Source organism: Pseudomonas morbosilactucae (genome assembly GCF_023241665.1).
Lineage (GTDB): Bacteria > Pseudomonadota > Gammaproteobacteria > Pseudomonadales > Pseudomonadaceae > Aquipseudomonas > Aquipseudomonas morbosilactucae.
On sequence record NZ_JALQCX010000032.1, the window covers coordinates 81,549 to 107,723 of the forward strand.

Genomic DNA, 26,175 nt, shown 5'->3' on the forward strand with positions numbered 1-26,175 from the left:
TGGACATGCGCGCATCAATCACCAGAGCGCCCCCTGCACGCAAGCACTGATGTTGTTTGTAGCGAGCTACAAAATTTGTAGCCCGGCCTCGCAAAAATCCCCTGCCAGCCCCTCCAAAGCCCAGCCCCGCTGGGCTGCGAGCACTTGGCACAGTCCCTGCTCTAGCGGTTGGGCAAGCGCCCACAGCGCTCCTCTCCAACAGGTAACGGCACCAACAGGTAACTGCAGATGATGCACTGGCATATCGTATGTGACTTCGACGGGACCATCTCCCGCACCGACGTGATCGATAACGTCCTCCAACGCTTTGCCGACCCCAGCTGGGAAAGCATCGAGCAGCAATGGCTGGACGGTCACATCGGCTCCCGGGAATGCCTCAGCCGCCAACTGGCCCTGGTCAAGGCCTCCCCGGCCGAGCTGCTGGGCTACTTCGACAGCGTCGACATCGACCCCGACTTCCCGGACTTCGTCGACCACGTGCTCGGCCTCGGCGCCTCCCTCGAAGTGGTCAGCGACGGCATCGAGCAAGGCATCGCGCGGATCCTTGCGCGGCACTACGTGACCCTATTGCCGATCCTCGCCAACCGCCTGCGCCAGGTCGACCACAACAGCTGGCGCATCGATTTTCCCTACGCCAGCGATGCCTGTCGCGCCGCGTCCGGCAACTGCAAATGCAAGTCCACGCCCAAGGGCAAACGCGTGCTGGTGATCGGCGACGGCCAATCGGACATGTGCGTGGCCGCTACCGCCGACTTCGTCTTCGCCAAGGACCGCCTGGCCGACTACTGCGAACGCAACGCGATTCCCCATGCACGGTTCGACACCTTCGCCGAACTGCCGGCGCTGCTGGCAAGACTGCCGAACAGCGCGGCCAACGCCACCCACTTCTCCCTTGAAACTCAGGAACGCTTCCACCATGTCTGATATCCGCATCGCCACCGCCGAAGACCAGGTCCTTCTGGAAAAAGAAGCCAAGTACTGCTCCTACGGCGACACCGTGCATTACATCGAACCCCCGCGCATTTTCAGCCGCTGCGAGGGCTCCTACGTCTGGGACACCAGCGACCAGGCCTACCTCGACCTGCAGATGTGGTACTCGGCGGTCAACTTCGGCTACGCCAACCCACGCCTGAACAACGCCCTGAAGCAACAGATCGACACCCTGCCGCAAATCGCCAGCCAGTACCTGCACAAAGGCAAGATCGAGCTCTCGGAAATGATCGCCGTGGACGCCAAGAAAAAGTTCGGCCTCGACGGTCGCGTGCACTTCAACGTCGGCGGCTCCCAGTCCATCGAGGACTCGTTGAAAGTGGTGCGTAACGCCACCAACGGCAAGAGCCTGATGTTCGCCTTCGAGGGCGGCTACCACGGCCGCACTCTGGGCGCGTCGTCGATCACCTCCAGCTACCGCTACCGTCGCCGCTACGGCCACTTCGGCGAGCGTGCGCAGTTCATCCCGTTCCCCTACCACTTCCGCGGGCCCAAAGGCATGACCAAGGAAGAGTACGGCAGCCACTGCGTGCAACAGTTCGCCCGGTTGTTCGAGACGGAATACAACGGCGTCTGGGACCCTAAAGTCGGCCAGAGCGAATACGCCGCCTTCTACGTCGAGCCGATCCAGGGCACCGGCGGCTACGTGATCCCGCCGATGAACTTCTACAGCGAGCTCAAGCACGTGCTGGACCAGCACGGCATCCTGATGGTGGTGGACGAAATCCAGATGGGCTTCTACCGCACGGGCAAGCTGTGGTCGATCGAGCACTTCGACGTCAAACCCGATGTGATCGTGTTCGGCAAGGCCCTGACCAACGGCCTCAACCCCCTGGGCGGCATCTGGGCCCGTGAAGAGCTGATCAACCCCAAGGTGTTCCCGCCGGGTTCGACCCACTCCACCTTCGCCTCCAACCCGCTGGGCACTGCGGTGGGCCTGGAGATGTTCAAGATGACCAGCGAGATCGACTACGGCGCGATGGTCATGGAAAAGGGCAAGTACTTCCTGGCCGGCCTGCAAGACCTGCAGAAGCGCTACCCGATCATCGGCGACGTGGACGGCCTGGGCCTGGCCCTGCGCTGCGAGATTTGCACCACCGACGGTTTCACCCCGGACAAGGCGACCCTGGACTTTATGGTTGAGGAAGGCATGAAGGGCGACATCGAAATCAACGGCCAGCGCCTGGGCCTGATCCTCGATGTGGGCGGCTACTACAAGAACGTCATCACCCTGGCCCCGTCGCTGGAAATCAGCTACGCGGAAATCGACCTGGGCATCGCACTGCTCGACCGCCTGCTGCACCGGGCCATGCAACGATGAGCAGGGCTGGGATCGATCTGGGCGAAGGCGACGCCGGCTTCGTTCTCGGCACGGGCCCGGTCGGGGTCTTGTTGATCCACGGCCTGACCGGCACCCCGACGGAACTGCGTCGGGTGGCCCAGGGCCTGGCCAAGGACGGTACGTGCACCGTGTACGTACCGACCCTGCCCGGGCATTGCGGGGACAACAGCGACCTGCAGGCCACCGGCTGGCGGGACTGGTACGAAGGCGTGCGCAAGACCTTCGTCGGCGTGCAGCAGCGTCACGAGCAAGTGTTCGTCGGCGGCCTGTCCATGGGCGCGGTGATGTCCATGTACCTGGCGTCCGAGCACCCGGGGCGGATCAGCGGCTTGCTGATGTATTCCACCACCCTCAAGTACGACGGCTGGAGCATCCACAAGCTGGCCTTCCTCACTCCGTTGCTGATGAAGATTCCCTTTGGCGTGCACATCTGCCGCTTCGAGGAAAAGCCGCCCTACGGCATCAAGAACGAGCGCCTGCGGGCCATTGTCGAGAAGCAGATGAAGGCGGGCGAAAGCAGCAACGCTGGGCTGCTGACCATGGAAGGCGTGACGGTGCGCGAGCTGCATCGGATGAACGCGGTGGTGAAAAAACGCATGCCGTCGATCACCACCCCGGCGCTGGTCCTGCACTCCCGCGAGGACGACATCACCAGCCGCTGGAACGCCGACTACGTGGAGCGCAGGCTCGGCGGCCCGGTGGTCAAGATCCTCCTCGACAACTGCTACCACATGATCACCGTGGACCTGCAATACCGCCGGGTGGTGGAGTTGAGCGCCGACTTCATCCAGCAGCGGACCCTCTCTGCCGCCCACCGCGACGACTATCGACAGTTGGCCTAGCGACCGTTGGCCCAGCTTAAGGACCCGATGTGATTACCGCCCATGCCTATTCCACTATCCAGGCCATCGAGCGCGGCGCCTGGAACGACTGTTTTCCCGGGGAGCTGGAGGATTGGGACTACTACCTGGCCGTGGAGCGATCCGCGATCGAGGGCTTCCAGTGGCGTTACCTGGCGCTGTACGAAGGCCCGACCCTGGTGGCCGTGGCACCGGCCTTCAGCACCCGCTACAGCCTCGACACCACGATCCAGGGTCCTGGTAAACGCCTCACCGAACGCCTGCAACAGTGGTGGCCGGGGGCATTGCAACTGCGCCTGTACGCCTTGGGTTCGCCGGTGGCCGAGCATTGCCACGCCGGCATCGCCAGCCACGTTGCAGCGCAGCGCCGTCCGGCCCTGCTGGAACAGTTGCTGCACCTGGCCCGCCAGGATGCCGAGCAAATGGGCATCGGCCTGTTGGCGGTCAAGGACGCCCCCGGTCACGACGAGGACTGGGCCGCCAGTTGCCGGGCCGCCGGCCTGAACGTCATGCCGAGCCTGCCCAGCGCCCTGCTGCCGGTGCCCTTTGCCTCCATCGACGCCTACCTGGGCACCCTGGGCAAATCCACCCGCAAGGACCTGCGACGCACACTTCGCGCACCGGGGCCACGCATCGAATGGCGGCGCACCATCGACGATGTGCTGCCCGAGATCATGCGCCTCTACGAAGCCACCCTGGCCCGCAGCGACCTGCAGTTCGAACGCCTGCCGGCGGACTATTTCACCGGCGTGCTCGAACAGCTCCAGGGGCGCGCAGCCTGCGTGCTGTACTGGGTCGACGAGCAATTGGTGGCGTTCAACCTGGTTCTGCTTGACCGCCACCGGCTGATCGATAAATTCTTCGCCCACGATCTCGACATCAGCCGCGACCACAACCTCTACGTGCGCAGCTGGCTGGCCAATGTCGACTACTGTATTGCACACAAGATCGGGCGCTATGAGTGCGGCCAGGCCGGTTATGCCAGTAAGCTGCGGCTGGGTTGTTCGTTCAGCGCCAACCAGCTGTTTTTTCGCCACCGCAATCCGCTGCTCAACACCCTGCTCAAGCTTGTTAAACGGTGGGTCCGACCGGATCGGTCCGACCCCGCCCTGGCTGCTGCAATAAGCGAACGTTCATGACCCGAAAAGACCGCCGTGCCACCCGCCCCTTCGCCATTTCCCGCTGGAGCCTGCAGCGCAAGCTGGTCCTGGCATTCTGGATGGTCAGCGTGATCCCCACGATGATCGCGGCCGAACTGGCGGCCGCTACCCTGTCGGAGATTTTCGACAGCAACGTGCGCATCTGGCTGCAGGAATCGACCAAGATCGTCGAGGATGAAATCAGCGAAATCATTCATGACAACAGCCGCGTCGCCCAGCTGTTCCTGCGCTATGCCCGCCCGCCCGGCGACCGCAACAGCGCCCGGCACGACAAGCTCACCGCCGACATCGCCGACGCCCTGGGCATCGACGTGGTGGCGCTGATCCGCAAAAGCGACCACAAGGTGGTGTTCAGCACCGCCCCCGACAACATCGTCGGGCAGATCAGTACCAATTCCCACGCGCTGCTGCAGACCTTGCAGGTCGCCGGCGTACCCACCGGCGCGGTGGTTTCGACCTTTGAAACCACCCTGGAGGGTGTCGACTACCAACTGCTGATTACTACCTACCTGGATGCCAGCTTCCTCACCAGCGTGGCCGACGTGCACTCTCTGGACCTGCGGCTGTACCTGGCCAAGGCCGACAACTTTTCGGAAATCTTCGCCACCCAGCGCTTCGAGGACCACCCGCAGCAGGTGCCGGAAAAAATCGAGCAGATCCTGCGCACCACTCACCAGCCCATGGAGCAATTCACCAGCCGCTACAGCGGGCTCTATCGGCCGATCCTGAATGACAACGGTGACCTGGTCGGGGTGATTTTCAGCGGCCTGCTGCGCCACAGCAGCCTGGTGGGGCTGGTCAACCAGAGCAACCTGTTCATCCTGATTTTCCTCCTCAGTTCAGCGGCGTCCCTGAGTGTCGGCTGGCTGGTTTCGCAACGCCTGACCCGGCCCTTGCGCGGCCTGTCCATGGGCGTCCAGGCAGTGACCGCCGGCGACTATCGGCAACGGGTGCCGGTGAGCGGCGGCGACGAGCTGGCGGAACTGAGCAGCACCTTCAACCACATGAGCGAGCGCCTCGGCGAACTGCAGCACCTGGAAGCCCAGTTGCGCCGCCGTGACCGCCTGCACGCCCTGGGGGAAGTGGCCATGGGCCTGGCCCATGAAATCCGCAACCCCTTGGGCATCATCAAGACCGCCACCCAACTGCTGCACCGGCGCGTCGACCTGCCCGAGAACGACAAGCGCCACCTGGAATACGTGATCAGCGAAGTCAGCCGCATCAATGACCTGATCACCGACTTTCTGGATTTCGCCAAACCCAGCGCACCGATCCGCGCGACCCAGGCGGCGCGGCCCTTGGTGGAAGAACTGCTGGGCTTCTGTGCCCCGGAACTGGCCAGCCACAACATCGACGCCCAACTCGACGACCAGGCCCCCGGCGCCACCCTGCACGCCGATGCCCGACAACTGAAGCAGGCCTGTCTGAACCTGATCCTCAATGCCATCGATGCCATGCCCGAAGGCGGACGCCTGACCCTGGGCATCGCCCAACAAGGCAACAACACCGTGATCAGCGTCAGCGACACCGGCCAGGGCATCGAGGCGGACATGCTTGAGCGTATCTTCACCCCGTTCGTCACCACCAAGGCGTCGGGCACCGGCCTGGGCCTGGCCAAGGTTTTCTCTATCATGGAAAGCCACGACGGGCACGTCGAATGCAGCAGCGAAAAAGATGCCGGCGCCACCTTCAGCCTGTACATTCCGGCCAACGGTGAAGAGCACGACGAGGACACTGATGACGCATAACCTGCTGGTGGTCGATGACGAACCCAAACTCTGCGACCTGCTGTCCTCGGCCCTGAGCCAGAACGGCGTGCAGGTGTTCACGGCCAGCAACGGCCTGCACGCGCTCAAGGTGCTGGAGCAGGAAGAGATCGACCTGGTGATCAGCGACTGGCGCATGCCGGGCATGGACGGGCCGCAGTTGCTGGCCGAGATCAAGCAGCGCTACCCGAGCCTGCCGGTGATTGTGATGACCGCCTACAGCACGGTGAAGAACGCCGTGCAGTCCATGCGCAATGGCGCCTTCGACTACATTGCCAAACCCTTCGACATCGACGAACTGGACATCACCGTCAGCAAGGCCCTGCAGTTTCGCGACATCCTCAAAGACAACCAGCGCATGCGCGCCGAGCTCGACGAACATCGGCAGATCGACAGCCTGATAGGCGACAGCCCGACCTTTCGCCGGGTGCTGCAGGCCGTGGACTCGGTGCGCGAAAGCAATGCCACCATCCTCTTGACCGGGGAAAGCGGCACCGGCAAGGAGATGGTCGCCCGGGCCATCCACCAGCACGGCAACCGCGCCGACAAACCCTTTGTCGCGGTCAATTGCGCGGCGATTCCCGAAGGCCTGCTGGAAAGCGAGATGTTCGGCCACCGCAAGGGGGCCTTCACCGGTGCCGTGGCGGACCGGGTCGGGCGGTTCCAGCAGGCGGACAAGGGCACCCTGTTCCTCGATGAAGTGGGGGATATGCCCCTGGCATTGCAGGCGAAAATTCTCCGCGCCTTGCAGGAGCGCGTGGTCGAGCCCGTGGGCGACCCAAGGGCGCGCAAGGTGGATGTGCGAGTCATCGCCGCCACCAACAAGGACCTGCTGCAAGCGGTGGCCGACAAAACCTTTCGCGAAGACCTGTATTACCGCCTGAACGTGTTTCCCATTCCCCTGCCCGCCTTGCGTGAGCGCACGGAAGACATCGCGCCCCTGGCCCGGCACTTCGCCCACACCCTGGGCGCCACCGCCGGCAAGCGCCTGAGCGGTTTCAGCGCCGAAGCCTTGCGGGTCATGAGCGAGTACCGCTGGCCGGGCAATATCCGCGAACTGCAGAACTGTGTGGAGCGCGCGACCATCGTGGCCTCGGGCACGCAGATTGAAGAGTGCGACCTGCCGGGTTACCTGTTCTCCACCCCGGTCACGAGCGCCGAAGCCAGCCCCGCGGCGCTGGGCACCTCGAACGCCGTGCCCAGCGACCTGGAAGCGGCCTTGGCCGAAGTGGAAAAGGCCTACATCCTCGCAGCCCTGCAACAGAGCCAGGGGGTGCAAGCCGCGGCGGCGCAGTTGATTGGCATCTCCGAACGCAGCTTCTGGTATCGCCTGAAAAAATTGGGGATTCAGGTGGACAAGATCGTGCGTTGACTCGATGTCGGTGCAATCGCCGGCAAGCCGGCGCCTACAGCAGATGGGGAGGCTGTGGTGGGTCGATCTGCGCCCAGTGGGAACGGTCCTCGCGATGGCTTTGCAAGTAAGGCAGCACTGCCGCCAGCAACGGCGCCTTGAAGGCTTCCTGGAAACGATGGGCCAGGCCCGGAATCAACTTCAATTGGCTGCCCTGGATATGGGCGGCCAAATGCACCCCGTGCATCACCGGCAACAACGGGTCGGCAGTGCCGTGGACCACCAGGGTCGGCACCCGCAGTTGATTGAGCAGCGCGACGCGGCTCGGTTCGGCGAGGATCGCCATGATCTGGCGCTTCACCCCTTCGGGATTGAACGCTCGGTCGTAGGACACTGCCGCCTGATGCAGCAGCGCCTGGCGATCGTCGGTGATCTGGGGGCTGCCCAGGGCCGCGAGTAAATCCGCCTGTTGCTCCAGGGCCACTTCGCGGTTGGGCGCGCCACGCCGCGACAGTAATTGCACCAGGGCCGCATTCGGCGCCGGCAGGCCTTCGGCACCGGAGCTGGTCATGATCAGCGTCAGGCTTTCCACCCGCTGCGGTGCCATGGCCGCCAGGTGCTGGGCGATCATGCCGCCCATGCTTGCCCCCAGGACATGGAACTGCTCGACCTGCAGGGCATCCATCAGGCCCAGTGCATCGTCGGCCATGTCCGTGAGGCTATAGGGTGCGGCCACCGGCAAGCCGAGCTTGTAGCGCAACACTTCGAAGGTCAGGTTGGCGTTGACCGGCGCCTGGCGCCAGGTGGACAGGCCGACATCGCGATTGTCGTAACGGATCACCCGAAAACCCTGCTGGCAGAGGGCGACCACCACTTCGTCGGGCCAGTGGATCAGTTGCCCGCCCAGGCCCATGACCAACAACAGGGCGGGGTCCGAATCACGACCGACGCTCTGGTAAGCCAGGCTGACCTGCTGCAGATCCACGTGCTGGGTCGGCACATTGACGTCACAACGCGAGGCGGCAAAAGACAACTGGCCGAGCAATAGCCCGGCCAGCAAGATGGCAATGGAAAAAAATCGTACCCGCATGAAAAACACCGAAACGCAGAACCCCAGTAGAGCGCGAGTCTGATGAACTTCGTTGCGGCGCGCTGCCACAGTTGCGTGACAGTTTGATGAAGCCCGCTGAGCGGTCATCGGGCTTCATCGCCGGCAAGCCGGTGGCTACAGGGCCGTAAACATCAGGCCAGTTGGCTGCGCAGTTGGCGGGCCGCGGCCACCATGTTCACCAGGGCCGCTTCGGTCTCGGGCCAGGCGCGGGTCTTCAGGCCACAGTCGGGGTTGACCCACAGGCGCTCGGCCGGGATGCGCTTGACCGCCTTGCTCATCAACTTGACCATTTCAGCCGTGTCCGGCACCCGTGGCGAGTGGATGTCATACACACCTGGGCCAATGTCGTTGGGGTAGTCGAAGGCCTCGAACGCCTCCAGCAACTCCATGTCCGAGCGCGAGGTTTCAATGGTGATCACGTCGGCGTCCATGGCCGCGATGGACTCGATCACGTCGTTGAATTCGCTGTAGCACATGTGGGTGTGGATCTGGGTTTCGTCGCGCACGCCGGAGGCGCTCAGGCGGAACGCTTCCACCGCCCAATCCAGGTACTCCTGCCATTGCGAGCGACGCAGCGGCAGGCCTTCACGAAACGCTGCCTCGTCGATCTGCACGATCTTGATCCCGGCCCGCTCCAGGTCCAGCACTTCATCCCGCAGGGCCAGTGCCAGTTGCCGGGCCTGGACCTTGCGCGACACATCTTCGCGCGGGAAGGACCACATCAGCATGGTCACCGGGCCCGTCAGCATGCCCTTCATCACCTTGTTGGTGAGGCCCTGGGCGTAGTCGATCCAGTCCACGGTCATGGCCTTGGGGCGGCTCAGGTCGCCGTAGATGATCGCCGGTTTCACGCAGCGCGAACCGTAGCTCTGGACCCAGCCAAAGCGGGTGAACAGGTAACCGTCCAACTGCTCGGCGAAGTACTCGACCATGTCATTGCGCTCGGCCTCGCCGTGCACCAGCACATCCAGCCCCAGGCGCTCCTGAACCTGCACCGCATGGCGGATCTCGCTGTGCATCGCATCGGTGTAGTCATTGGCCGACAACTTGCCTTGCTTGTAGGCCTGGCGCGCCAGGCGGATGCCCGCGGTCTGCGGAAAGGAGCCGATGGTGGTGGTGGGGAATGCCGGCAGCTTGAGCCGCGCCCGCTGTTGCTCGATGCGCTGGGCAAACGGTGATTGCCGCTGGCTGTCTGCCGCGCTGATGGCCTCGACCCGGGCCTGCACCGGGGCCTTGTGAATCCGTGGCGACTCGGCACGGCTGGCTTGCACGGCGCGGCTTTCGGCCAGGGCTGCTTGCACCGCCGGTGCCTGTGGGTCGTTCAAGGCATCGCGCAGCACCGAGATTTCACCGCACTTTTGCACGGCAAAGGCCAGCCAGCTTTTCAGCTCGGCATCCAATTGATCTTCCCGGGCCAGGTCCACCGGGCTGTGCAGCAGGGAGCAGGAACTGCTGACCCAAAGGTTGTCGCCAAAGCGCTCGTGGGCCACTTGCAGTTGCGCCAGGGCACTCTCCAGTTCGCAGCGCCAGACGTTGCGACCGTTGACCAGGCCCACCGACAGAATCTTGTAGGTCGGCAGCCGGTCCAGCACCTGGCCCAGTTGCTCCGGGGCACGCACGGCGTCGATGTGCAAACCGTCCACCGGCAGGCCCACGGCCAGCCCGAGGTTGTCTTCCAAGCCACTGAAGTAGGTGGCGACGAGCTTTTTCAGCGGCGAATACTGAAGGATGTGGTAGGCCCGTTCGAAGGCGCTTTTCCATTCGATGGGCAAGTCCAGGGTCAGGATCGGCTCATCGATCTGTACCCATTCCACGCCTTGCGCCTTGAGGCGGTTGAGGATCTCGCCGTACAGCGGCAGCAGGCGCTCCAGCAGGTCGAGCTTGTTGAAGTCGTTACCCTTGGCCTTGCCCAGCCACAGGTAAGTCAACGGGCCGATGATCACCGGCTTGACCTGGTGACCCAGGGCGTGGGCTTCGTCGACCTCGTCGAACAGTTGGTTCCAGCTGAGGCTGAAGACTTGGTCGGCGCTGAACTCCGGGACCAGGTAGTGGTAGTTGGTGTCGAACCACTTGGTCAGTTCCTGGGCGTGCTGGGCCTTGGCCTGCTCGCCGCAGCAGGCAGTCGAAGCGCCACGCGCCATGGCGAACAAGGTATCCAGGGTCGGCTGGCCCTGGGCATCGAGGCTGCCGGCGAAACGCTCGGGGATCACACCGAAGGCCAGGGAGTGGCTCAGGACCTGGTCGTACCAGGCGAAGTCGCCCACCGGTAGCAGATCGATGCCGGCGCTCTTCTGCAACTGCCAGTGCCTGGCCCGCAGTTCCCGGCCCACCTGTTGCAACGCCGCCTGGTCGAGGTCGCCCTTCCAGTGGGATTCGAGGGCTTTTTTCAATTCGCGGTCAGCGCCGATGCGCGGGAAACCAAGGGTGTGGGCCAAGGCCATGAGGTGTTCCTCCCTGTAAAAGATGGCGCTATTGTCGACAGCCAAGGAAACATGAGACAAACTCAACCTTTTCGTGTTGATCACAAAATTTACTCATGGAGAACCTGGTGCTCGAAATCCGTCACCTGAAGACCCTGCACGCCCTGCGCGAAGCCGACAGTCTGGTCGAAGCCGCCGAACGCCTGCACCTGACCCAGTCCGCCCTGTCCCACCAGTTCAAGGAACTGGAGGAACGCCTGGGCATGCCGCTGTTCGTGCGCAAGACCAAGCCGGTGCGTTTCACCAGCGCCGGCCTGCGCCTGCTGCAACTGGCCGACGCCACCCTGCCGCTGCTGCGCGGTGCCGAACGGGATATCGCCCGACTGGCCGGGGGTACGGCAGGGCGCCTGCACATGGCGATCGAATGCCACAGCTGCTTCCAGTGGCTGATGCCGACCATCGACCAGTTCCGCGATGCCTGGCCGGAAGTGGAGCTGGACCTGGCCTCGGGGTTTTCCTTCGCCCCGCTGCCGGCCCTGGCCCGTGGCGACCTGGACCTGGTGGTCACGTCCGACCCGCTGGAGCTGTCGGGCATCACCTATGTGCCACTGTTCACCTACGAAGCCATGCTCGCGGTGGCCAACCAGCACCGGCTGGCGAGCAAGGCCTACATTGTTCCGGAAGACCTGCTCAGCGAAACCCTGATCACCTACCCGGTGGAACGGGATCGGCTGGACATCTTCACCCGCTTTCTGGAACCGGCGGACATCGAGCCGGCCCAGGTACGCACCTCGGAACTGACGGTGATGATGATGCAGTTGGTGGCCAGCGGCCGTGGGGTGTGCGGCATGCCGCACTGGGCGCTGCATGAATACAGTTCACGGGGTTATGTGAAGGCCAAGCGCCTCGGGGAAAAGGGCCTGTTCGCCACCTTGTATGCGGCGATTCGCGCCGACATGCTGGATGCACCCTACATGCGCGACTTCCTGCTGACGGCCAAGGACACCTCTTTCTCCACCCTGGATGGGGTCAGCGCCGTGCGTTGATGCCGCCCCACAAGGCGGCCTCAAGCTGCGGGGTCGGTATCGCGGTCCAGGGTCTTTTTCCCGGTGATGAACGACGCACTTTTGATCTTGCCCGCCTCCACCTCATAGATGGCCACGGTTTCCAGGGTGCCGCTGCCATCGGCAAAGGTCCGGCTGATCAACTGGTGGTCGATGACCACGTTGCCCATCACCGAACGCGTGATCAACACCGCCTGCAGGTTCGGTTCAAGGAAGCGCGCCTGCGCCCGGGCTCGCAGTTCGTCATGCCCGCGGGCCAGCAAGGTGGCGGGGTGCTCGTACTGCCGTGCATCGCTGGCATAAGTCGCCAGCCAGGCCTGCATGTCCTTGCGGTTGTAGGCGTGCAACTGCGCCTCGACCAGCGCTTCGGGAGAGAGAGAATCAGCCATCGATCAAGTCCTCGATCAGTTGCTGCGACGTTGTTCGAACATCAGGCGCACGGCCCACCCTGCCAGGACAAAACCCATGGAACAACGCTGCGGCGAAAGTCTGGTCGTCGTGGAGTGGGATCATGGCATTCCTTGGCGATGAGCTGGATCAGCCAGCGGGGCTGAGGGACGCCCGATAAAACGGCAGGATCAGATCCCGTGTCAATGGCGCCAGGCACAAATCCCCGTCACCGGCCGGATCGATCCAGCGCACTTCTTCAATCTCCGCCGCCGGTGTCACGCCCTGGTCAATGCGCAGTTCAAACAGCTCGGCTTCCACCACATGCCCCGGCTCATTGGCTGCCGGGGCGCAAAACTGCCCCAGGTAACGGGCCTGGGCCGGATCGATGCGCAGGCCCAACTCCTCTTCCAACTCCCGGGCCAGGGCACTGACCGGTTGCTCGCCGTGTTCAATCTTGCCCCCCGGCTGCATGAACGCCTGGGTGCCACGCTTGCGGACCAACAGGGTGCGGCCGTCCGGGCCCAACAGCAGCGCGGCAGCGATACGGATCAGATGAGTGGAGGGCACGGCGTTGGAAAGGGTCATGGGAAGCAGGGCCTTGAACAAAAAGGCCGCAAGCATCCCATGAGCGAGGCGCCAGCGTCACCCTGGAGAACGCCAACAGGCAACCCCTGGCAAGCAGCGGTTCAGGCCAGCCAGCCAACGTTTAAAGGAAAACAGCAGGAAGGGTGATGCAGCCGACGATCGCTCCACAAGGGGAGCGATTGCCAGGCCGGGCCATCAGGCCGAGGGGCTTTTGCCGCTGGAGCCGAAACCGGCGAAACGCTTGTTGAAGCCGGCGATCCGACCTTCGGACTGGGTCTTGCGTTGCTGGCCGGTGTACACCGGGTGGGAGGCGCTGGACACGTCCAGGGCGACGTAGGGATAGGTGTTGCCATCGACGTGCTGATGGGTGCGATCAGTGTCCACGGTGGAGCCGATCAGGAAGAACACATCGGCGGCGGTGTCATGGAACAGCACGGTGCGATAGGCGGGGTGGATATCAGGTTTCATGGGGGCCTCCAAAGGCAGGTTGGGGTCGACACAAGCGTTATACAATAACATATCGAAATCATCCAAACGAGAATCTATTGCGATAAGGACTTCGACAAAACCTCTAAAGCCCTCCCTGAAAAGCCCGATCTGCCTCGCAGCGGTTGCCCAAGCCAGGAGATCGCTCGTAAGCTCCGGTCTCTGCGACAACCGTGAAATCCATAAGAAACGCCTTCACAGCCAGCCGGGCGATTGCGCCGGGCACGGCTGTTATCGATGCCCTCCAGGGCACCCGCGTCTGCCCGAACTGATGAGTCCGACCCCAAGGAAACCGTATGAGCCTGTCACTCCTGAGCCGCTACGCCTTCTTTGCCGCCTGTGTGATCTTTACCCTCGCCAGCCTGCCTTTTCTTGACCACGATTGGCTCTGGCCGCTCACCCTTGTCACCGGCCTGCTCAGCCTGCTGGGGATTTTCGACCTGCTGCAAAGCCCTCACGCGGTGCGCCGCAACTACCCGATCCTGGGCAATATCCGCTACTTGGTGGAAGGCATCCGCCCGGAAATCCGTCAGTACCTGCTGGAGTCCGATAGCGACGCCCTGCCCTTCTCCCGGGCCCAGCGCTCCCTGGTCTATTCGCGGGCCAAGAATGAAAGCGCCGACAAACCCTTCGGCACCCTGATCGACGTCTATCAGTCGGGCTTCGAATTTATCGGCCACTCCATGCGCCCTGCGCCCCTGAGTGACCCCAGCGCCTTTCGCGTGATGGTCGGCGGCCCGCAGTGCACGCAGCCCTACTCGGCGTCGGTGTTCAACATCTCGGCCATGAGTTTCGGCTCGTTGAGTGCCAACGCGATCCGCGCCCTCAACCAGGGCGCCAAACTGGGCAACTTCGCCCACGACACCGGCGAGGGCAGCATCAGCCCGTACCACCGCGAACATGGCGGCGACCTGACCTGGGAACTGGGCAGCGGCTACTTCGGCTGCCGCACCGGCGACGGTCGCTTCGACCCCGAGCGCTTCGCCGTCCAGGCACAGAACCCGCAAGTGCGGATGATCGAAATCAAGATGAGCCAGGGCGCCAAGCCGGGCCACGGCGGCATCCTGCCCAAGCACAAGGTGACCCAGGAAATCGCCGACACCCGAGGCATCCTGATGGGCGAGGACTGCATCTCGCCGTCCCGCCACAGCGCCTTTTCCACCCCCCTGGAACTGATGCAGTTCATCGCCCAGTTGCGTGAACTGTCGGGCGGCAAACCGGTGGGCTTCAAGTTCTGCCTGGGCCACCCCTGGGAATTCATGGGCATCGCCAAGGCCATGCTGGAAACCGGCATCCTCCCGGACTTTATCGTGGTGGACGGCAAGGAAGGCGGCACCGGCGCCGCCCCCGTGGAGTTCACCGACCACATCGGCGTGCCCATGCGCGAAGGCCTGCTGTTCGTGCACAACACCCTGGTGGGCCTGAACCTGCGGGACAAGATCAAACTCGGCGCCAGCGGCAAGATCGTCAGCGCCTTCGATATCGCCAGCGTGCTGGCCATCGGCGCCGACTGGGCCAACTCGGCCCGGGGGTTCATGTTTGCCATTGGCTGCATCCAGTCCCAGTCCTGCCACACCAACAAATGCCCCACCGGCGTGGCCACCCAGGACGCCCTGCGCCAACGTGCGCTGGTGGTGCCGGACAAGGCCCAGCGGGTGTTCAACTTCCACCGCAACACCCTCAAGGCCCTGGCCGAGATGCTGGCGGCCGCCGGCCTCGATCACCCCTCGCAGTTGGAAGCCAAGCACCTGGTACGGCGCATGTCGGCCACCGAAATCAAGTTGTTCTCCCAGCTGCACGTATTCCTCAAGCCCGGCGAATTGCTCACCGGCGAGGTCAATGGCCTGTTCTACTCGCGCATGTGGCAATTGGCGCGGGCCGACAGTTTCGAACCCAACAGCGAAGCCGCTGCCTGATCAGCACCACCCCCAGCGCCCCGCATGGTGCGGGGCCTTGGCTCAAGGAAGAAGCATGCTCAAAGTCATCGCCGAAGATTTCATCCAACCCGAACACCTCGACACCGTGCGCCCGTGGTACGCCGAGCTGGTGGAGAAGACCCGCCAGGAACCGCTGTGCCTTGCCTACGATCTGTTCATTGACCAGAAAGACCCCGGGCACTTTGTCTTCATCGAGTTGTGGCCCAACCAGGCCGCCCTGGATGCCCACTGTCGCAGCGAACACTTCACCCGCCTGGTGCCGCAGATCAACGCTTACCAGTCCAAGGACTGCCGGGTGTTGCTGATGAATGAATTCTGACCCTGCCCCCACGTGCTGACCGGACCACCGAAAGCAGCCCCGTCCTGACCTTTCGGAGAACCCCCCATGCCATTGCTGTCATTCGATTCACTGTCTGGCCAGTTGCCGACCACCTGGTGCTCGTCGCTGCTGGGCCAGGTGGGCCCGGCGCGTATCAAGGTGCTGCGCATGGACGCCCAGGCGTACCTCGAGGAAACCCACGACTACAACGAGGCGCTGCTGGTCACCAGCGGTTGCCTGCACCTGACCGTTGCCGGCGAGGAGGTGTCGGTGGGCCCCGGCCAGATGTACCTGGTCGAAGCCGGTGTGGCCCATGCCGTACGGGCCGGCAGCCACGGCACGCTGGTGATCATCGATATCTGAGGCCTGATCGGCCCTCTGTAGCAGCCGGCTTGCCGGCGATCCAATAAAAAGCCCCCGATCATTTGACCGGGGCTTTTTGGGGGGAGTGATGTTCCAGCGCGGCGCTTACCGAGCGGAACGCACCGCACCCTGTTGGGCCTGGCTCGGCTGCAGATTGAACACGTAGAACAGCAGCGTGAGCAGCGCCAGGAACGCCGGGCCGACGTACAGCGCTACGCGAGTGTCCGGGAAGTAGGCCATCAGCCCCACCACCAGCACCAGGAACGCCAGCGCCAGGTAGGAACTGACCGGATACAGCCACATGCGGTACTGCAAGCCGGCCCGTTCAGCCGGGCTCAGGCCGCGACGGAACTTGAGCTGGGCCAGAAGGATCATGGCCCAGGTCCAGATCGCGCCGAAGGTGGCGATCGCCGTCACCCAGACAAACACTTTCTCGGGCACCAGGTAGTTCAGCAACACGCCCAGCAGCAAGGCGAAGATCGACAGCAACAGGGCCCGACGAGGCACGCCGTTGCTTGAGGTCTTGGCAAAGCCGGCCGGGGCCTGGCCGTTCTGCGCCAGGCTGTAGAGCATGCGCCCGGTGCTGAAGATGCCGCCGTTGCAGGACGACAGCGCGGCGGTGATCACCACGAAGTTGATGATGCCGGCGGCGGTCTTGATCCCCAGGCGCTCGAAAGTCATGACGAAAGGGCTGCCCTGGGTGCCGATTTCATTCCACGGGTAGATCGACAGGATCACGAACAAGGCGCCGACGTAGAACAGCAGGATGCGCCAGAACACCGAGCCGATGGCATTGGGAATGGTCTTGCGCGGGTTCTTCGCTTCGCCGGCGGTGAGGCCGATCATCTCGACGCCCAGGTAGGCGAACATCACCATCTGCAGGGACATCAGCACGCCGGTCACGCCGTTGGGCATGAAACCGCCGTGGGCCCACAAATGGGAGATGCCCAGGGCTACCCCGTCGTTGCCGAAGCCGAAGGCAATGATGCCGACGCCGCCGATCACCATGGCGATGATGGTGACGATCTTGATCAGGGCGAACCAGAACTCGAACTCACCGAACGCCTTGACCGCGATCAAGTTGATCGAGCCCATGCTCACCAGGGCCGCCAGGGCCCAGATCCAGCGCGGCACCTCGGGGAACCAGACGCCCATGTACACCGCCACGGCGGTGATTTCCGCCACACAGGTCACCAGCCACAGGAACCAGTAGTTCCAGCCTGTGAGAAAGCCCGCCAATGGGCCCAGATAGTCTTGTGCATAACGACTGAACGAACCCGCCACCGGGTTATGCACGGCCATTTCACCGAGGGCGCGCATGATCACCAGGATCGCCAGGCCGCCAATGATGTAGGACAGCATGATGGCCGGACCGGCCATTTCGATGGCCTTGGCCGAACCGAGGAACAGGCCGACGCCGATGCAGGCGCCCAGCGCCATCAGGCGGATATGCCGCTCCCCGAGTTCACGATGCAGCGGGCCGCCCTGAGCGGTCTCGCCATGGGGCAAGTGGTTGCCAACTGGCATAGGGATACAACCTCATTTTGTTATTGGATATGAACCACCGAGTCTTCGAGGCAGCGACGGATAATCGAAGCCTGCTCAACCGGGTCGGCCTTATGGGCCGGCTCGTCCGTAGGGCAACACCTACGAGATCAGCGGGGCGTGCAGTATAAAAAGCTCCCCACAGGGCTTTTCACTCTATAAACAGCTCAATGCAGCGAGAACTCTCGGCAAAGCCCCCTTCCACGGAGGCCCTTTGCCTGGCTGTTGCGGCAAGTGCCCCACCGAGAGGGCGCGGAGTATTGCACGACAATGGTGCAGCGTCATGCCCCTACCTAGGCCGCATTTACCGCTCAAAACCGGTGGTTTCGGCCGCGTCCAACGGATCGCGCAGAGGCTTTGCACAATTTTTTCACCGCCTCCAACCAGCGACTAAGCTTCAGACAAGTCCGATCAATCTGCGTAAATGGATCAATCGACTATGGGCGCTTTATGGCAGTCAAACTCGCGTAGAACCGCAGTGCCAACCGAGAGTGTGGAAGAAGCGCCTTTACCCAAAAAATCCGCCCCCCGTCGTTACCGCTGGCGCTTGTTCTGGCTGCTGTTGTTGCTGGTCATGATTGCCCTGGGGTTTGCCGCGATGCGGGAAATGCGCAAGTCGACCCTGCAGGCCCGAACCTTCAGCCACCTCGCCGATGACTTGCGCTACAGCGTGCAACCCGGCCCCAGCGACGCGGTGCGCTATCCCGGTGCCGGCCCCTTCGACAAGCGCCTGGGCTACAGCGCCCTCGGCGAATTTCTGCCGCGCCTGCTCAAGCCGGCTACCTGGTCGATGCCCAGGCGCATTTTTCCCCGGCCTTGATGGACTACAGCGAACAGGGTTTCTTCGTGCCCTACACCGAAAAGATCCAGGCCGGCCTGTCGATCACCGACTGCCGCGCTGCACCGCTGTATCAGTTCAACTACCCGCAGCAGCTGTATTCAAGTTTTGCCGCAATTCCACCCGTGGTGGTGAACAGCCTGCTGTTCATCGAAAACCGTGACCTGCTGGACCCCAAGCAACCCCTGGCCAACCCGGCAGTAGACTGGCCACGCTTCGCCAAGGCGCCTGGTCGCAAGTGGCCAAGCTGCTGCACCTGCCCGGGCAAACCGCGGGCGGCAGTACCCTGGCCACGCAACTGGAAAAATACCGGCATTCCCCCGATGGCCTGACGGTGTCGGGCGGCGAAAAAATCCGCCAGATGATTTCCGCCAGCGTCCGCGCCTACCAGGATGGCCCGAACACCCTGGAGGCCCGGCAACGGATCGTCCGCGACTACCTCAACAGCGTGCCGCTCTCGGCGGTGCCCGGGCACGGCGAAGTACACGGCATGGCCGAAGGCTTGCGGGTCTGGTACGGCGCCGATTTCAATCAGGTCAATCAGCAGTTGGCCAGCACCGCCAGCGATCCCCAGAGCCTGGCGCAACGGGGCCTGGCCCTGCGCGAAGTGCTGTCGCTGATGATCGCCCAGCGTCGGCCCTCCCATTACCTGTCCAAGGGCCGCGCAGAACTGGCGGAGCTGACCGACAGCCACATCCGCCTGCTGGCGCAGAACGGGGTGCTGGACGGCCCGCTGACCGCCGCCGCCCTGGCCAGCCAGGTCAGCTACCGCGACTGGCAGCAACAGCCCACCCTGCAACCGATCGAGACCAACAAGGGCATCAGCGTGGCGCGCAGCCGCCTGGCTGCCCTGCTCAATCGGCCCCTGTACGACCTGGACCGCCTCGACCTGTCGGCCACCAGCACCCTGCAGAGCGACCTGCAACGCCAGGCCACCGACTACCTCAAGCAACTGGCCGACCCGGCTTTTGCGGCGCAGATCGGGCTGCTGGGCGAACGCCTGTTGACCCCCACCAGCACCACCCAGGTGCGCTACAGCTTCACCCTGTTCGAACTGACGCCGGACGGCTCACGGGTGCGGGTGCAGACCGACAGCACTGACCAGCCCTTCGATATCAACGAGGGCAGCAAGCTGGAACTGGGCTCCACCGCCAAGCTGCGGGTGCTCACCACTTACCTGCAGATCATTGCCGAATTGCACGGCCGTTATGCCGCACAAACGCCGGCACAACTGAAGAAAGTCGAGGTGGCCGAACAGGACCGGCTCAGCCGTTGGGCCGTGGATTACCTGAGCCAGAACAGCGACCGCGACCTGTCGAAAATGCTCGATGCGGCGTTGGATCGGACCTACTCCGCGAGCCCCGGCGAAGCTTTTTTCACCGGCGGCGGGCTGCATCGCTTCCACAACTTCCGCAATGAAGACAACGGCCGTAACCCAACCCTGCGCGACGCTCTGCGTGAGTCCATCAACCTGCCGTTCATTCGCCTGATGCGTGACCTGGTGCGCTACAGCACCTACTCGGGAGACAACAACAGCGCCGAACTGCTCAAGGACGATGGCGACCCGCGCCGCCAGGAATACCTGGCCAAGTTTGCCGACCATGAAGGCACGTCGTTCCTTCTGCGGTTCTGGAAGAAGTACCGCAACAAAGACACCCAGGCGCGCCTGGACACCTTCCTCGACAGCATGCACCCGACGCCGATTCGCCTGGCGGCGGTGCATCGCTACCTGCTGCCCGATGCCAGCCAGGAAAGCTTCGCGCGGTTTGTGCGCTCGCACCTCAAAGGCGCCAAGCTCACTGAAAAACTCACCGACGAGCGCCTCGACAAGCTCTACGCCAGTTATGGCCCCGGCGCCTACGACCTGCCGGACCAGGGCTACATCGCCAAGGTCCATCCCTTGGATCTGTGGCTGCTGGGCTACCTGCTGAACCACCCCGAGGCGTCCTTCAGCGAGGTGGTCAAAGCCAGTGAGTTCGAGCGCCAGGAGGTCTACAGCTGGCTATTCAAAAGCCGGCACAAGAGCGCCCGGGACAGCCGCATCCGCACCATGCTGGAGATCGAGGCGTTCCTCGACATTCACCAGCGCTGGCAGAAAGTCGGCTACCCGTTCGACCATCTGGTGCCGTCCCTGGCCACCGCCATCGGCAGCTCCGGGGATCGCCCGGCGGCCCTGGCGGAACTGGTGGGCACCATCCTCAACGACGGTGTGCGCCTGCCCACCTTGCGCATCGACAGCCTGCACTTCGCCGCCGACACGCCCTATGAAACCCGGCTGCTCAACGACCCGGACAAAGGCAAACGGGTGATGCCCGTGGAAGTGGCCAGCGCCCTGCGTTCGGCCCTGTCCCAGGTAGTGGATGCAGGCACGGCGAAACGCGTTTCCGGCAGCTTCAAGCTACCCGACGGCACGGCCCTGGCCATGGGCGGCAAGACCGGCACCGGCGACAACCGCATCGAAGCCATCGGCGCGGGCGGACGCATCCTCAGTTCGAAATCCATCAACCGCACCGCCACCTTTGTGTTCTACATCGGCGAGCATCACTTCGGCACCCTCACCGCCTACGTACCGGGCGCCTCGGCCCAGGCCTTCAAGTTCACCTCGGCCTTGCCGGTGCAGGTGCTCAAGGGCATGGCCCCCATCCTCACCCCTTACCTGCAACCGGGCAGCAGCACCCAATGCCTGGGCAGCCTGGCACAACGCTGACCCGCTGCCGACGTTAATCCCCAATGAATCAATAACCTGGCGCAATCGAGCGCCAGGCTGCCCCGCCGTCTCTCGTCGACCCTCAAGACCGTTGATCGCCAGCGCTTGATTTTTTAATAAGATATATCTTAAGTTGTATCTAAACCCGACGAGAGAAAGAGAAAATGAGAGAGCACCACCCCCACCACCCCGGTCATCGAGAACATGGCGACGGCCGTGACGGCTTCGAAAAACGCCCCGGTCGCGAACGCGGTGGACGCGGGCCCCGGGTTTTCGCACCCGGCGACCTGAAGCTGCTGTTGCTGGCCCTGATTGCCGAACAGCCGTGCCACGGCTACGACCTGATCCGCCAGATCGAAGGCATGTTCGATGGGGCCTACAGCCCGAGCCCCGGGGTCATCTACCCGACCCTGACCTTCCTTGAAGAAAGCGAAATGATCAGTGGCGATGCCGAAGGCGGCAAAAAGCGCTACAGCGTCACCGAAACCGGCCGTCTATCCCTGCAAGACCAAGCGATTGCCCTGGACGGCGTGCGTACGCGCATCGACGTCAGCAAACGCTCCCTGCGCGGGCACGATCGCCCGGCCGAAATCCACGAGGCGGTGCACAACCTGCGCCACGCCCTGCAACTGCACCATGGCCGCTGGAGCCCGGAGGAAATCCTCCGTGTACGCGACCTGCTGAACAACACCGCCAAGGCCATCGTCGATGGGCCGGCCAGCCAACCTGCGAAGGAGCAAGCTGAATGACCGTAGATAACTCGCTCACCATTCACCGCGTCAGCCACGAGATCAAACGCCGTCGCCTGGAAGTATTGCGCGTGGTCGACCTGACCCCGCGCATGCGCCGCATTACCCTGGGCGGCGCGGAACTGGCCGGGTTTATCAGCCTGGGCAGCGACGACCACATCAAGCTGCTGTTCCCGCAGAACGCCGAGCAACAAGCCGCCCTGGAAACCCTGGCCCTGGGCTCCGGCAAGGACGGCGGTCCGATGCCGGCCATGCGTGACTACACGCCACGGCGCTATGACCTGGAGATCGGCGAACTGGACATCGACTTCGTGCTCCACGGCGACGGCCCTGCCTCGACCTGGGCCGAGCAGGCCAAGCCCGGCCAATACCTGCATATCGGCGGCCCCCGCGGCTCGATGATCGTGCCGGACATCTTCGACAGCTACCTGTTGATCGGCGATGAAACCGCCCTGCCGGCCATTGCCCGCCGCCTTGAAGAACTGCCGGCCGGACGCAAGGTCTTGGCGGTGATCGAAGTGCAGGACGCGGCGGAACGCCGGGAACTGCGCAGCGCCGCCGAGGTTGAGGTGATCTGGGTCGAGCGTAATGGCGGCCAGAAGGACCTGATGAGTTGCGTGCGCGAGTTGCACGTGCCGCAAGGCCGGCTTTACGCCTGGATCGCCACCGAGAGCAAGGTGTCGCGGCAACTGCGCCGGGTCCTGCTGGATGAGCACAAGCTCAATGAAGAGTTCGTCAAGGCCGCCGGCTACTGGCGCCTGGACAACAACGAGGAAGACTGATCCGGCGTTGCTCGGTGGGGGCTTTGAGGGCCCTCGCCGGCAAGCCGGTGCCTAGGGGATTGGGCGTCGATGGCCGAGCCAGCGGTCTATGCCTAGCAGCACCAGCGACACCAGGACAAACCCCGCCAATATTCCCAGGGCATTGAGCAGCACCTGGGGATAACCCAGCTTGTCCACGGCAATAAAGGGATAGGGATACAACCCCAGCAAACGCCCCCGCAACAGCAGATAGGCGAAGTACAGCATCGGGTAAAGCATCCACACACCGATGTGCCGAAGCCGCAGTTTTCCCTTGGGTACGCAGCACCACCAATAGACCAGAAACAGCAGCGGCATCACGTCGTGCAGCAACTCATCCGCCAGCCACTGCCAGCCCTGGGGATGCCACAAGTGCCGCAGCAACAGGCTGTAGGCCAAGCCCACCAGCAGAATGCTCGCGGCAATCCCGCTGCTGACCCACGGCTGCAGAAAGAACTGCTGGCCACGGGATATCCGCAGATTCAGCGCACAGGTCAGCACCGTCGCCACCAAGGTGTTGCTGAGCACGGTAAAAAAGCTGAAGAAGTTCACCAACCCACCCAGCAGGCTGGCATCCGCGCTCCAACGCAGCAGCAGGATCAGGTACAGCTGCACCGTCAGTCCCAGCCAACCCAGAACCGCCGCCCCGGCGATCAGGCCGTGCTTGCCAGGAATCGCTCGCAGCGCTGCGACACGCATTCGGCTGTCCTTAGACGGGGCGTTTGCCGCGCGCCAGTTTGATGTAGAGCTTCTCGACCTTTTCCCGGGCCCACGGGGTCTTGCGCAGGAACGTCAGGCTCGACTTGATGCTCGGGTCGCTCTTGAAACAGCGGATATCGATGCGCTCCGCCAGGCCCGACCACTCGTAGTGCTCCACCAGCGCGTTGAGGATCTGTTCCAGGGTCACGCCGTGCAGCGGGTCGGTTTTGGGTTCGGTCATGCCAGGCCTTTTTGCGAAGAGAGAAACGGAAGCCGCGCACCTTAGCCGAGGGCATCGCCGGGTGGAAGGCTTGAGCCACAGTGAATCGGCACGTGCTCAATCAACTGTAGTCGCTGGCCATCCCTCAACGATCAGCGGTGGCGAAAAAGACCGGGTAAAAGTTCCTTCCTTTGAGACACAAAAGAGATGTTATATTGTAACAACAAACGAAAACCCATCCCCGTCCATGACACCCCCGTGTCCAGCCTGTTTTTCGACTCACCGCGCCCTGCGCGTCGCTTGCCAAGGAATGACCGATGTCCCTCAGCACTTCCCGCCCTTCTCGTTTTCTACGCTGGCGCTTGACCCCGTTGTCCGCCGCTTTGCTCCTGGTTTCCCAGGCCCAGGCCCTGGAGCTGCAACCCCAAGTCATCACCGCCAACCCTCTGGGCAGCGAGCAATTGGCAGCGCCCAGCACCGTGCTCGAAGGCGATGAACTGACTCTGCAGCAACAAGGCAGCCTCGGTGAAACCCTCAATAGGCAACCCGGCGTGTCCTCGTCCTACTTCGGCCCCGGCGCCAGCCGGCCCATCATCCGCGGCCTGGACGGCGACCGTATTCGCTTGCTGCGCAACGGCGTCGGCGCCCTGGACGCTTCGTCGCTGTCCTACGACCACGCCGTGCCCCTGGACCCGGTCAACGTCGAGCGCATCGAAATCGTGCGCGGCCCGGCGGCGCTGTTGTATGGCGGCAATGCCATCGGTGGCGTGGTCAACAGCTTCGACAATCGCATTCCCACCGCCGCCATCGAGGGCATCCACGGGGCGGGCGAATTGCGCTACGGCGGTGCCGATACGACCCGCAGCAGTGCCGGCAAACTGGAAGCCGGTGACGGCACCTTCGCCTTGCACTTGGACGCCAACTCCCGGCAGTTCAACGACCTGAAAATCCCCGGCTACGCCCGTAGCCGCCACGCTGCCGAGAGCGAAGACGGCGATGGCAAAAAAGGTCGCCTGGGCAACAGCGACGGGCGCCAGGACGGTGGCGCGTCGGCGGTTCCTACACCTGGGATGACGGCTATGCCGGCCTTTCCTACAGCCACTACGACTCCAACTACGGCTCACCGGCCGAAGAGGCGGTGCGTATTCGCATGCAGCAGGACCACTACGCCTTCGCCTCCGAACTGCGCAACCTGCAGGGGCCCTTCAGCTCGATCAAGCTCAACGCCGGCTACACCGATTACCAACACCGGGAAATCGAAGGCGGCGAAACCGGCACCACCTTCAAGAACAAGGGCTACGAAGCACGGGTCGAAGCCCGCCACCAGCCCCTCGGCCCCCTCGACGGCGTAGTGGGCGCCCAGGTCAATCGCAACGAGTTCTCCGCCCTGGGTGAAGAAGCCTTCGTGCCGCAAACCGATACCAACAGCGGCGCGCTGTTTATCCTCGAAGAGCTGCAGGCCACCGAGCGCCTCAAACTCAGCCTCGGCGGCCGCCTGGAGCACACCACCGTAGACCCGGACAGCAAAGGCAACGAACGCTTCGCCCGGGCCGACCAGTCCAGTAGCTTCACCGCCGGCAGCCTGTCCTCCGGCGCGGTCTATACCCTGACGCCGATCTGGTCCCTGGCCGCCACTTTGGGCTACACCGAGCGTGCGCCGACCTTCTACGAGCTGTATGCCAATGGCGCCCACGTGGCCACCGGCACCTATGAAGTGGGCGACGCCAAGCTGTCCAAGGAAAAAGCCGTGTCCAGCGACCTGGCCCTGCGTTTTGACAACGGCACCCACAAGGGCAGCGTCGGGGTCTTCTACAGCCACTTCTCCAACTACATCGGCCTGTTGGGCAGCGGCCGGACGTTGGACGAAGACGGTGAAGAAGATGCCAACGGTATTCCGGAATACACCTACTCCGGTGTGCGCGCACGTTTCGCCGGGATCGAAGCCCAGGATCACTGGACCCTCGGGGAAAGCGCCTACGGCAAGTTCGCCCTGGAGCTGTCTGGCGACTACACCCGAGCCAAGAACCTGGACAACGGTGAAGCCTTGCCACGCATTGCGCCGCTGCGCCTGAACACTGGGTTGCTGTGGGAACGGGATCGCTGGCAAGCCCGCCTGGACGTGCAGCACGCCGCCAGCCAGGGCCAGGTGCCCGACAACGAAAGCGGCACCGACGGCTACACCACTCTGGGGGCCAGCGCCGGGTATCGCTTCGACATCGGCGGCAGCCAGTGGCTGGCCTTCGTCAAGGGCGAGAACCTGACCAACCAAACCGTGCGCTACGCCAGTTCGATCCTGCGGGACATCGCCCCAGCCGCCGGGCGCGGTGTGGAAGTCGGGTTGCGTACCACCTTCTAATCACCGCCCAACGCTCCGCCCTTTTGCAGGAGCTGGCTTGCCAGCGATGGCGTTCGTAAGAACGATGTCCGTCCCAAGGCCTATCGCCGGCAAGCCGGCTCCTACACCCATCACGCC

At 63.5% G+C, this 26,175-nt stretch carries 20 protein-coding genes and 2 pseudogenes; 14 read left to right on the forward strand and 8 right to left on the reverse strand.

Annotated features, from left to right (window positions below):
* The first annotated feature begins 228 nt into the window (after positions 1-228).
* From M1B35_RS17380 to M1B35_RS17405, 6 genes are read left to right on the forward strand one after another with little or no spacing between them, the layout of a single operon-like run.
* Positions 229-924 carry an MtnX-like HAD-IB family phosphatase gene (locus M1B35_RS17380; protein ID WP_123328702.1) on the forward strand — a complete coding sequence of 232 codons (696 nt, stop codon included), beginning with the start codon at positions 229-231 and terminating at the stop codon, positions 922-924.
* A complete protein-coding gene (locus tag M1B35_RS17385) occupies positions 917-2,311 on the forward strand; it encodes an aspartate aminotransferase family protein (RefSeq protein WP_123328703.1) in 1,395 nt (464 codons plus the stop codon). The genes M1B35_RS17380 and M1B35_RS17385 overlap by 8 nt, the downstream gene beginning before the upstream one ends.
* Positions 2,308-3,174: an alpha/beta hydrolase gene (locus M1B35_RS17390; protein ID WP_268262612.1), complete on the forward strand. Its 867-nt coding sequence runs from the start codon at positions 2,308-2,310 to the stop codon at positions 3,172-3,174. Before M1B35_RS17385 ends, M1B35_RS17390 begins: the two co-directional genes overlap by 4 nt.
* Positions 3,175-3,203: 29 nt before the next feature.
* Positions 3,204-4,331 carry a GNAT family N-acetyltransferase gene (locus tag M1B35_RS17395; RefSeq protein ID WP_268262613.1) on the forward strand — a complete coding sequence of 376 codons (1,128 nt, stop codon included), beginning with the start codon at positions 3,204-3,206 and terminating at the stop codon, positions 4,329-4,331.
* Positions 4,328-6,100, forward strand: a complete 1,773-nt coding sequence (locus M1B35_RS17400; RefSeq protein WP_268262614.1) for a sensor histidine kinase — start codon at positions 4,328-4,330, stop codon at positions 6,098-6,100. Before M1B35_RS17395 ends, M1B35_RS17400 begins: the two co-directional genes overlap by 4 nt.
* Positions 6,090-7,490 carry a sigma-54-dependent transcriptional regulator gene (locus M1B35_RS17405; RefSeq protein WP_268262615.1) on the forward strand — a complete coding sequence of 467 codons (1,401 nt, stop codon included), beginning with the start codon at positions 6,090-6,092 and terminating at the stop codon, positions 7,488-7,490. Before M1B35_RS17400 ends, M1B35_RS17405 begins: the two co-directional genes overlap by 11 nt.
* 34 nt (positions 7,491-7,524) lie before the next feature.
* Here the strand turns inward: M1B35_RS17405 and M1B35_RS17410 are convergent, their stop codons facing one another.
* Together M1B35_RS17410 and metE are read right to left on the reverse strand one after the other, a co-directional pair.
* Positions 7,525-8,559 (reverse strand): alpha/beta fold hydrolase, encoded by a 1,035-nt coding sequence (locus tag M1B35_RS17410; protein ID WP_268262616.1) that lies wholly within the window; start codon positions 8,557-8,559, stop codon positions 7,525-7,527.
* Between the two features lie 152 nt (positions 8,560-8,711).
* Positions 8,712-11,021, reverse strand: coding sequence for a 5-methyltetrahydropteroyltriglutamate--homocysteine S-methyltransferase (metE, locus tag M1B35_RS17415; protein ID WP_123328709.1), 2,310 nt, complete (start codon positions 11,019-11,021; stop codon positions 8,712-8,714).
* Positions 11,022-11,128: 107 nt separating this feature from the next.
* On the opposite strand from metE, the gene metR reads away from it, so the two are divergent.
* Positions 11,129-12,046: a transcriptional regulator MetR gene (metR, locus tag M1B35_RS17420; protein ID WP_123328819.1), complete on the forward strand. Its 918-nt coding sequence runs from the start codon at positions 11,129-11,131 to the stop codon at positions 12,044-12,046.
* A gap of 20 nt (positions 12,047-12,066) precedes the next feature.
* Here the strand turns inward: metR and M1B35_RS17425 are convergent, their stop codons facing one another.
* From M1B35_RS17425 to M1B35_RS17435, 3 genes are all read right to left on the reverse strand, one after another.
* Positions 12,067-12,453 carry a nuclear transport factor 2 family protein gene (locus tag M1B35_RS17425; RefSeq protein ID WP_123328710.1) on the reverse strand — a complete coding sequence of 129 codons (387 nt, stop codon included), beginning with the start codon at positions 12,451-12,453 and terminating at the stop codon, positions 12,067-12,069.
* A 148-nt stretch (positions 12,454-12,601) separates the two neighbouring features.
* Positions 12,602-13,039: an NUDIX hydrolase gene (locus tag M1B35_RS17430; RefSeq protein WP_268262617.1), complete on the reverse strand. Its 438-nt coding sequence runs from the start codon at positions 13,037-13,039 to the stop codon at positions 12,602-12,604.
* Positions 13,040-13,234: 195 nt separating this feature from the next.
* On the reverse strand, positions 13,235-13,507 hold the full coding sequence (locus tag M1B35_RS17435; RefSeq protein ID WP_123328711.1) for a type B 50S ribosomal protein L31: 273 nt from the start codon (positions 13,505-13,507) through the stop codon (positions 13,235-13,237).
* A 314-nt stretch (positions 13,508-13,821) separates the two neighbouring features.
* Here M1B35_RS17435 and M1B35_RS17440 point away from each other — a divergent pair, with 314 nt between their 5' ends.
* From M1B35_RS17440 to M1B35_RS17450, 3 genes are all read left to right on the forward strand, one after another.
* On the forward strand, positions 13,822-15,441 hold the full coding sequence (locus tag M1B35_RS17440; protein ID WP_268262618.1) for an FMN-binding glutamate synthase family protein: 1,620 nt from the start codon (positions 13,822-13,824) through the stop codon (positions 15,439-15,441).
* Positions 15,442-15,496: 55 nt separating this feature from the next.
* Positions 15,497-15,781, forward strand: a complete 285-nt coding sequence (locus tag M1B35_RS17445; RefSeq protein ID WP_123328713.1) for a putative quinol monooxygenase — start codon at positions 15,497-15,499, stop codon at positions 15,779-15,781.
* 66 nt (positions 15,782-15,847) lie between these two features.
* Positions 15,848-16,144: a cupin domain-containing protein gene (locus M1B35_RS17450; protein ID WP_268262619.1), complete on the forward strand. Its 297-nt coding sequence runs from the start codon at positions 15,848-15,850 to the stop codon at positions 16,142-16,144.
* 105 nt (positions 16,145-16,249) lie between these two features.
* Here the strand turns inward: M1B35_RS17450 and M1B35_RS17455 are convergent, their stop codons facing one another.
* Complete coding sequence (locus M1B35_RS17455; RefSeq protein WP_268262620.1) at positions 16,250-17,671, reverse strand: amino acid permease; 1,422 nt, start codon at positions 17,669-17,671, stop codon at positions 16,250-16,252.
* A gap of 457 nt (positions 17,672-18,128) precedes the next feature.
* Between M1B35_RS17455 and M1B35_RS17460 the strand changes: the two are divergent.
* The 3 genes and pseudogenes from M1B35_RS17460 (at position 18,129) to M1B35_RS17470 (ending at position 22,765) form a co-directional block, all read left to right on the forward strand.
* Positions 18,129-21,234 (forward strand): annotated as a pseudogene (locus M1B35_RS17460) (transglycosylase domain-containing protein).
* 164 nt (positions 21,235-21,398) lie between these two features.
* Positions 21,399-21,983 carry a PadR family transcriptional regulator gene (locus M1B35_RS17465; RefSeq protein ID WP_123328717.1) on the forward strand — a complete coding sequence of 195 codons (585 nt, stop codon included), beginning with the start codon at positions 21,399-21,401 and terminating at the stop codon, positions 21,981-21,983.
* Positions 21,980-22,765, forward strand: a complete 786-nt coding sequence (locus M1B35_RS17470; RefSeq protein ID WP_268262621.1) for a siderophore-interacting protein — start codon at positions 21,980-21,982, stop codon at positions 22,763-22,765. Before M1B35_RS17465 ends, M1B35_RS17470 begins: the two co-directional genes overlap by 4 nt.
* A gap of 51 nt (positions 22,766-22,816) precedes the next feature.
* Here the strand turns inward: M1B35_RS17470 and M1B35_RS17475 are convergent, their stop codons facing one another.
* Both M1B35_RS17475 and M1B35_RS17480 read right to left on the reverse strand, forming a co-directional pair.
* Complete coding sequence (locus M1B35_RS17475) at positions 22,817-23,482, reverse strand: Pr6Pr family membrane protein (RefSeq protein WP_268262622.1); 666 nt, start codon at positions 23,480-23,482, stop codon at positions 22,817-22,819.
* Positions 23,483-23,492: 10 nt separating this feature from the next.
* The gene (locus tag M1B35_RS17480) at positions 23,493-23,723 is read right to left on the reverse strand and encodes a VF530 family protein (RefSeq protein WP_123328720.1); all 231 of its coding nucleotides are present in this window, start codon (positions 23,721-23,723) and stop codon (positions 23,493-23,495) included.
* A gap of 296 nt (positions 23,724-24,019) precedes the next feature.
* Between M1B35_RS17480 and M1B35_RS17485 the strand changes: the two are divergent.
* Positions 24,020-26,058, forward strand: a pseudogene (locus M1B35_RS17485) (TonB-dependent receptor).
* The last annotated feature ends 117 nt before the right edge of the window (positions 26,059-26,175 follow it).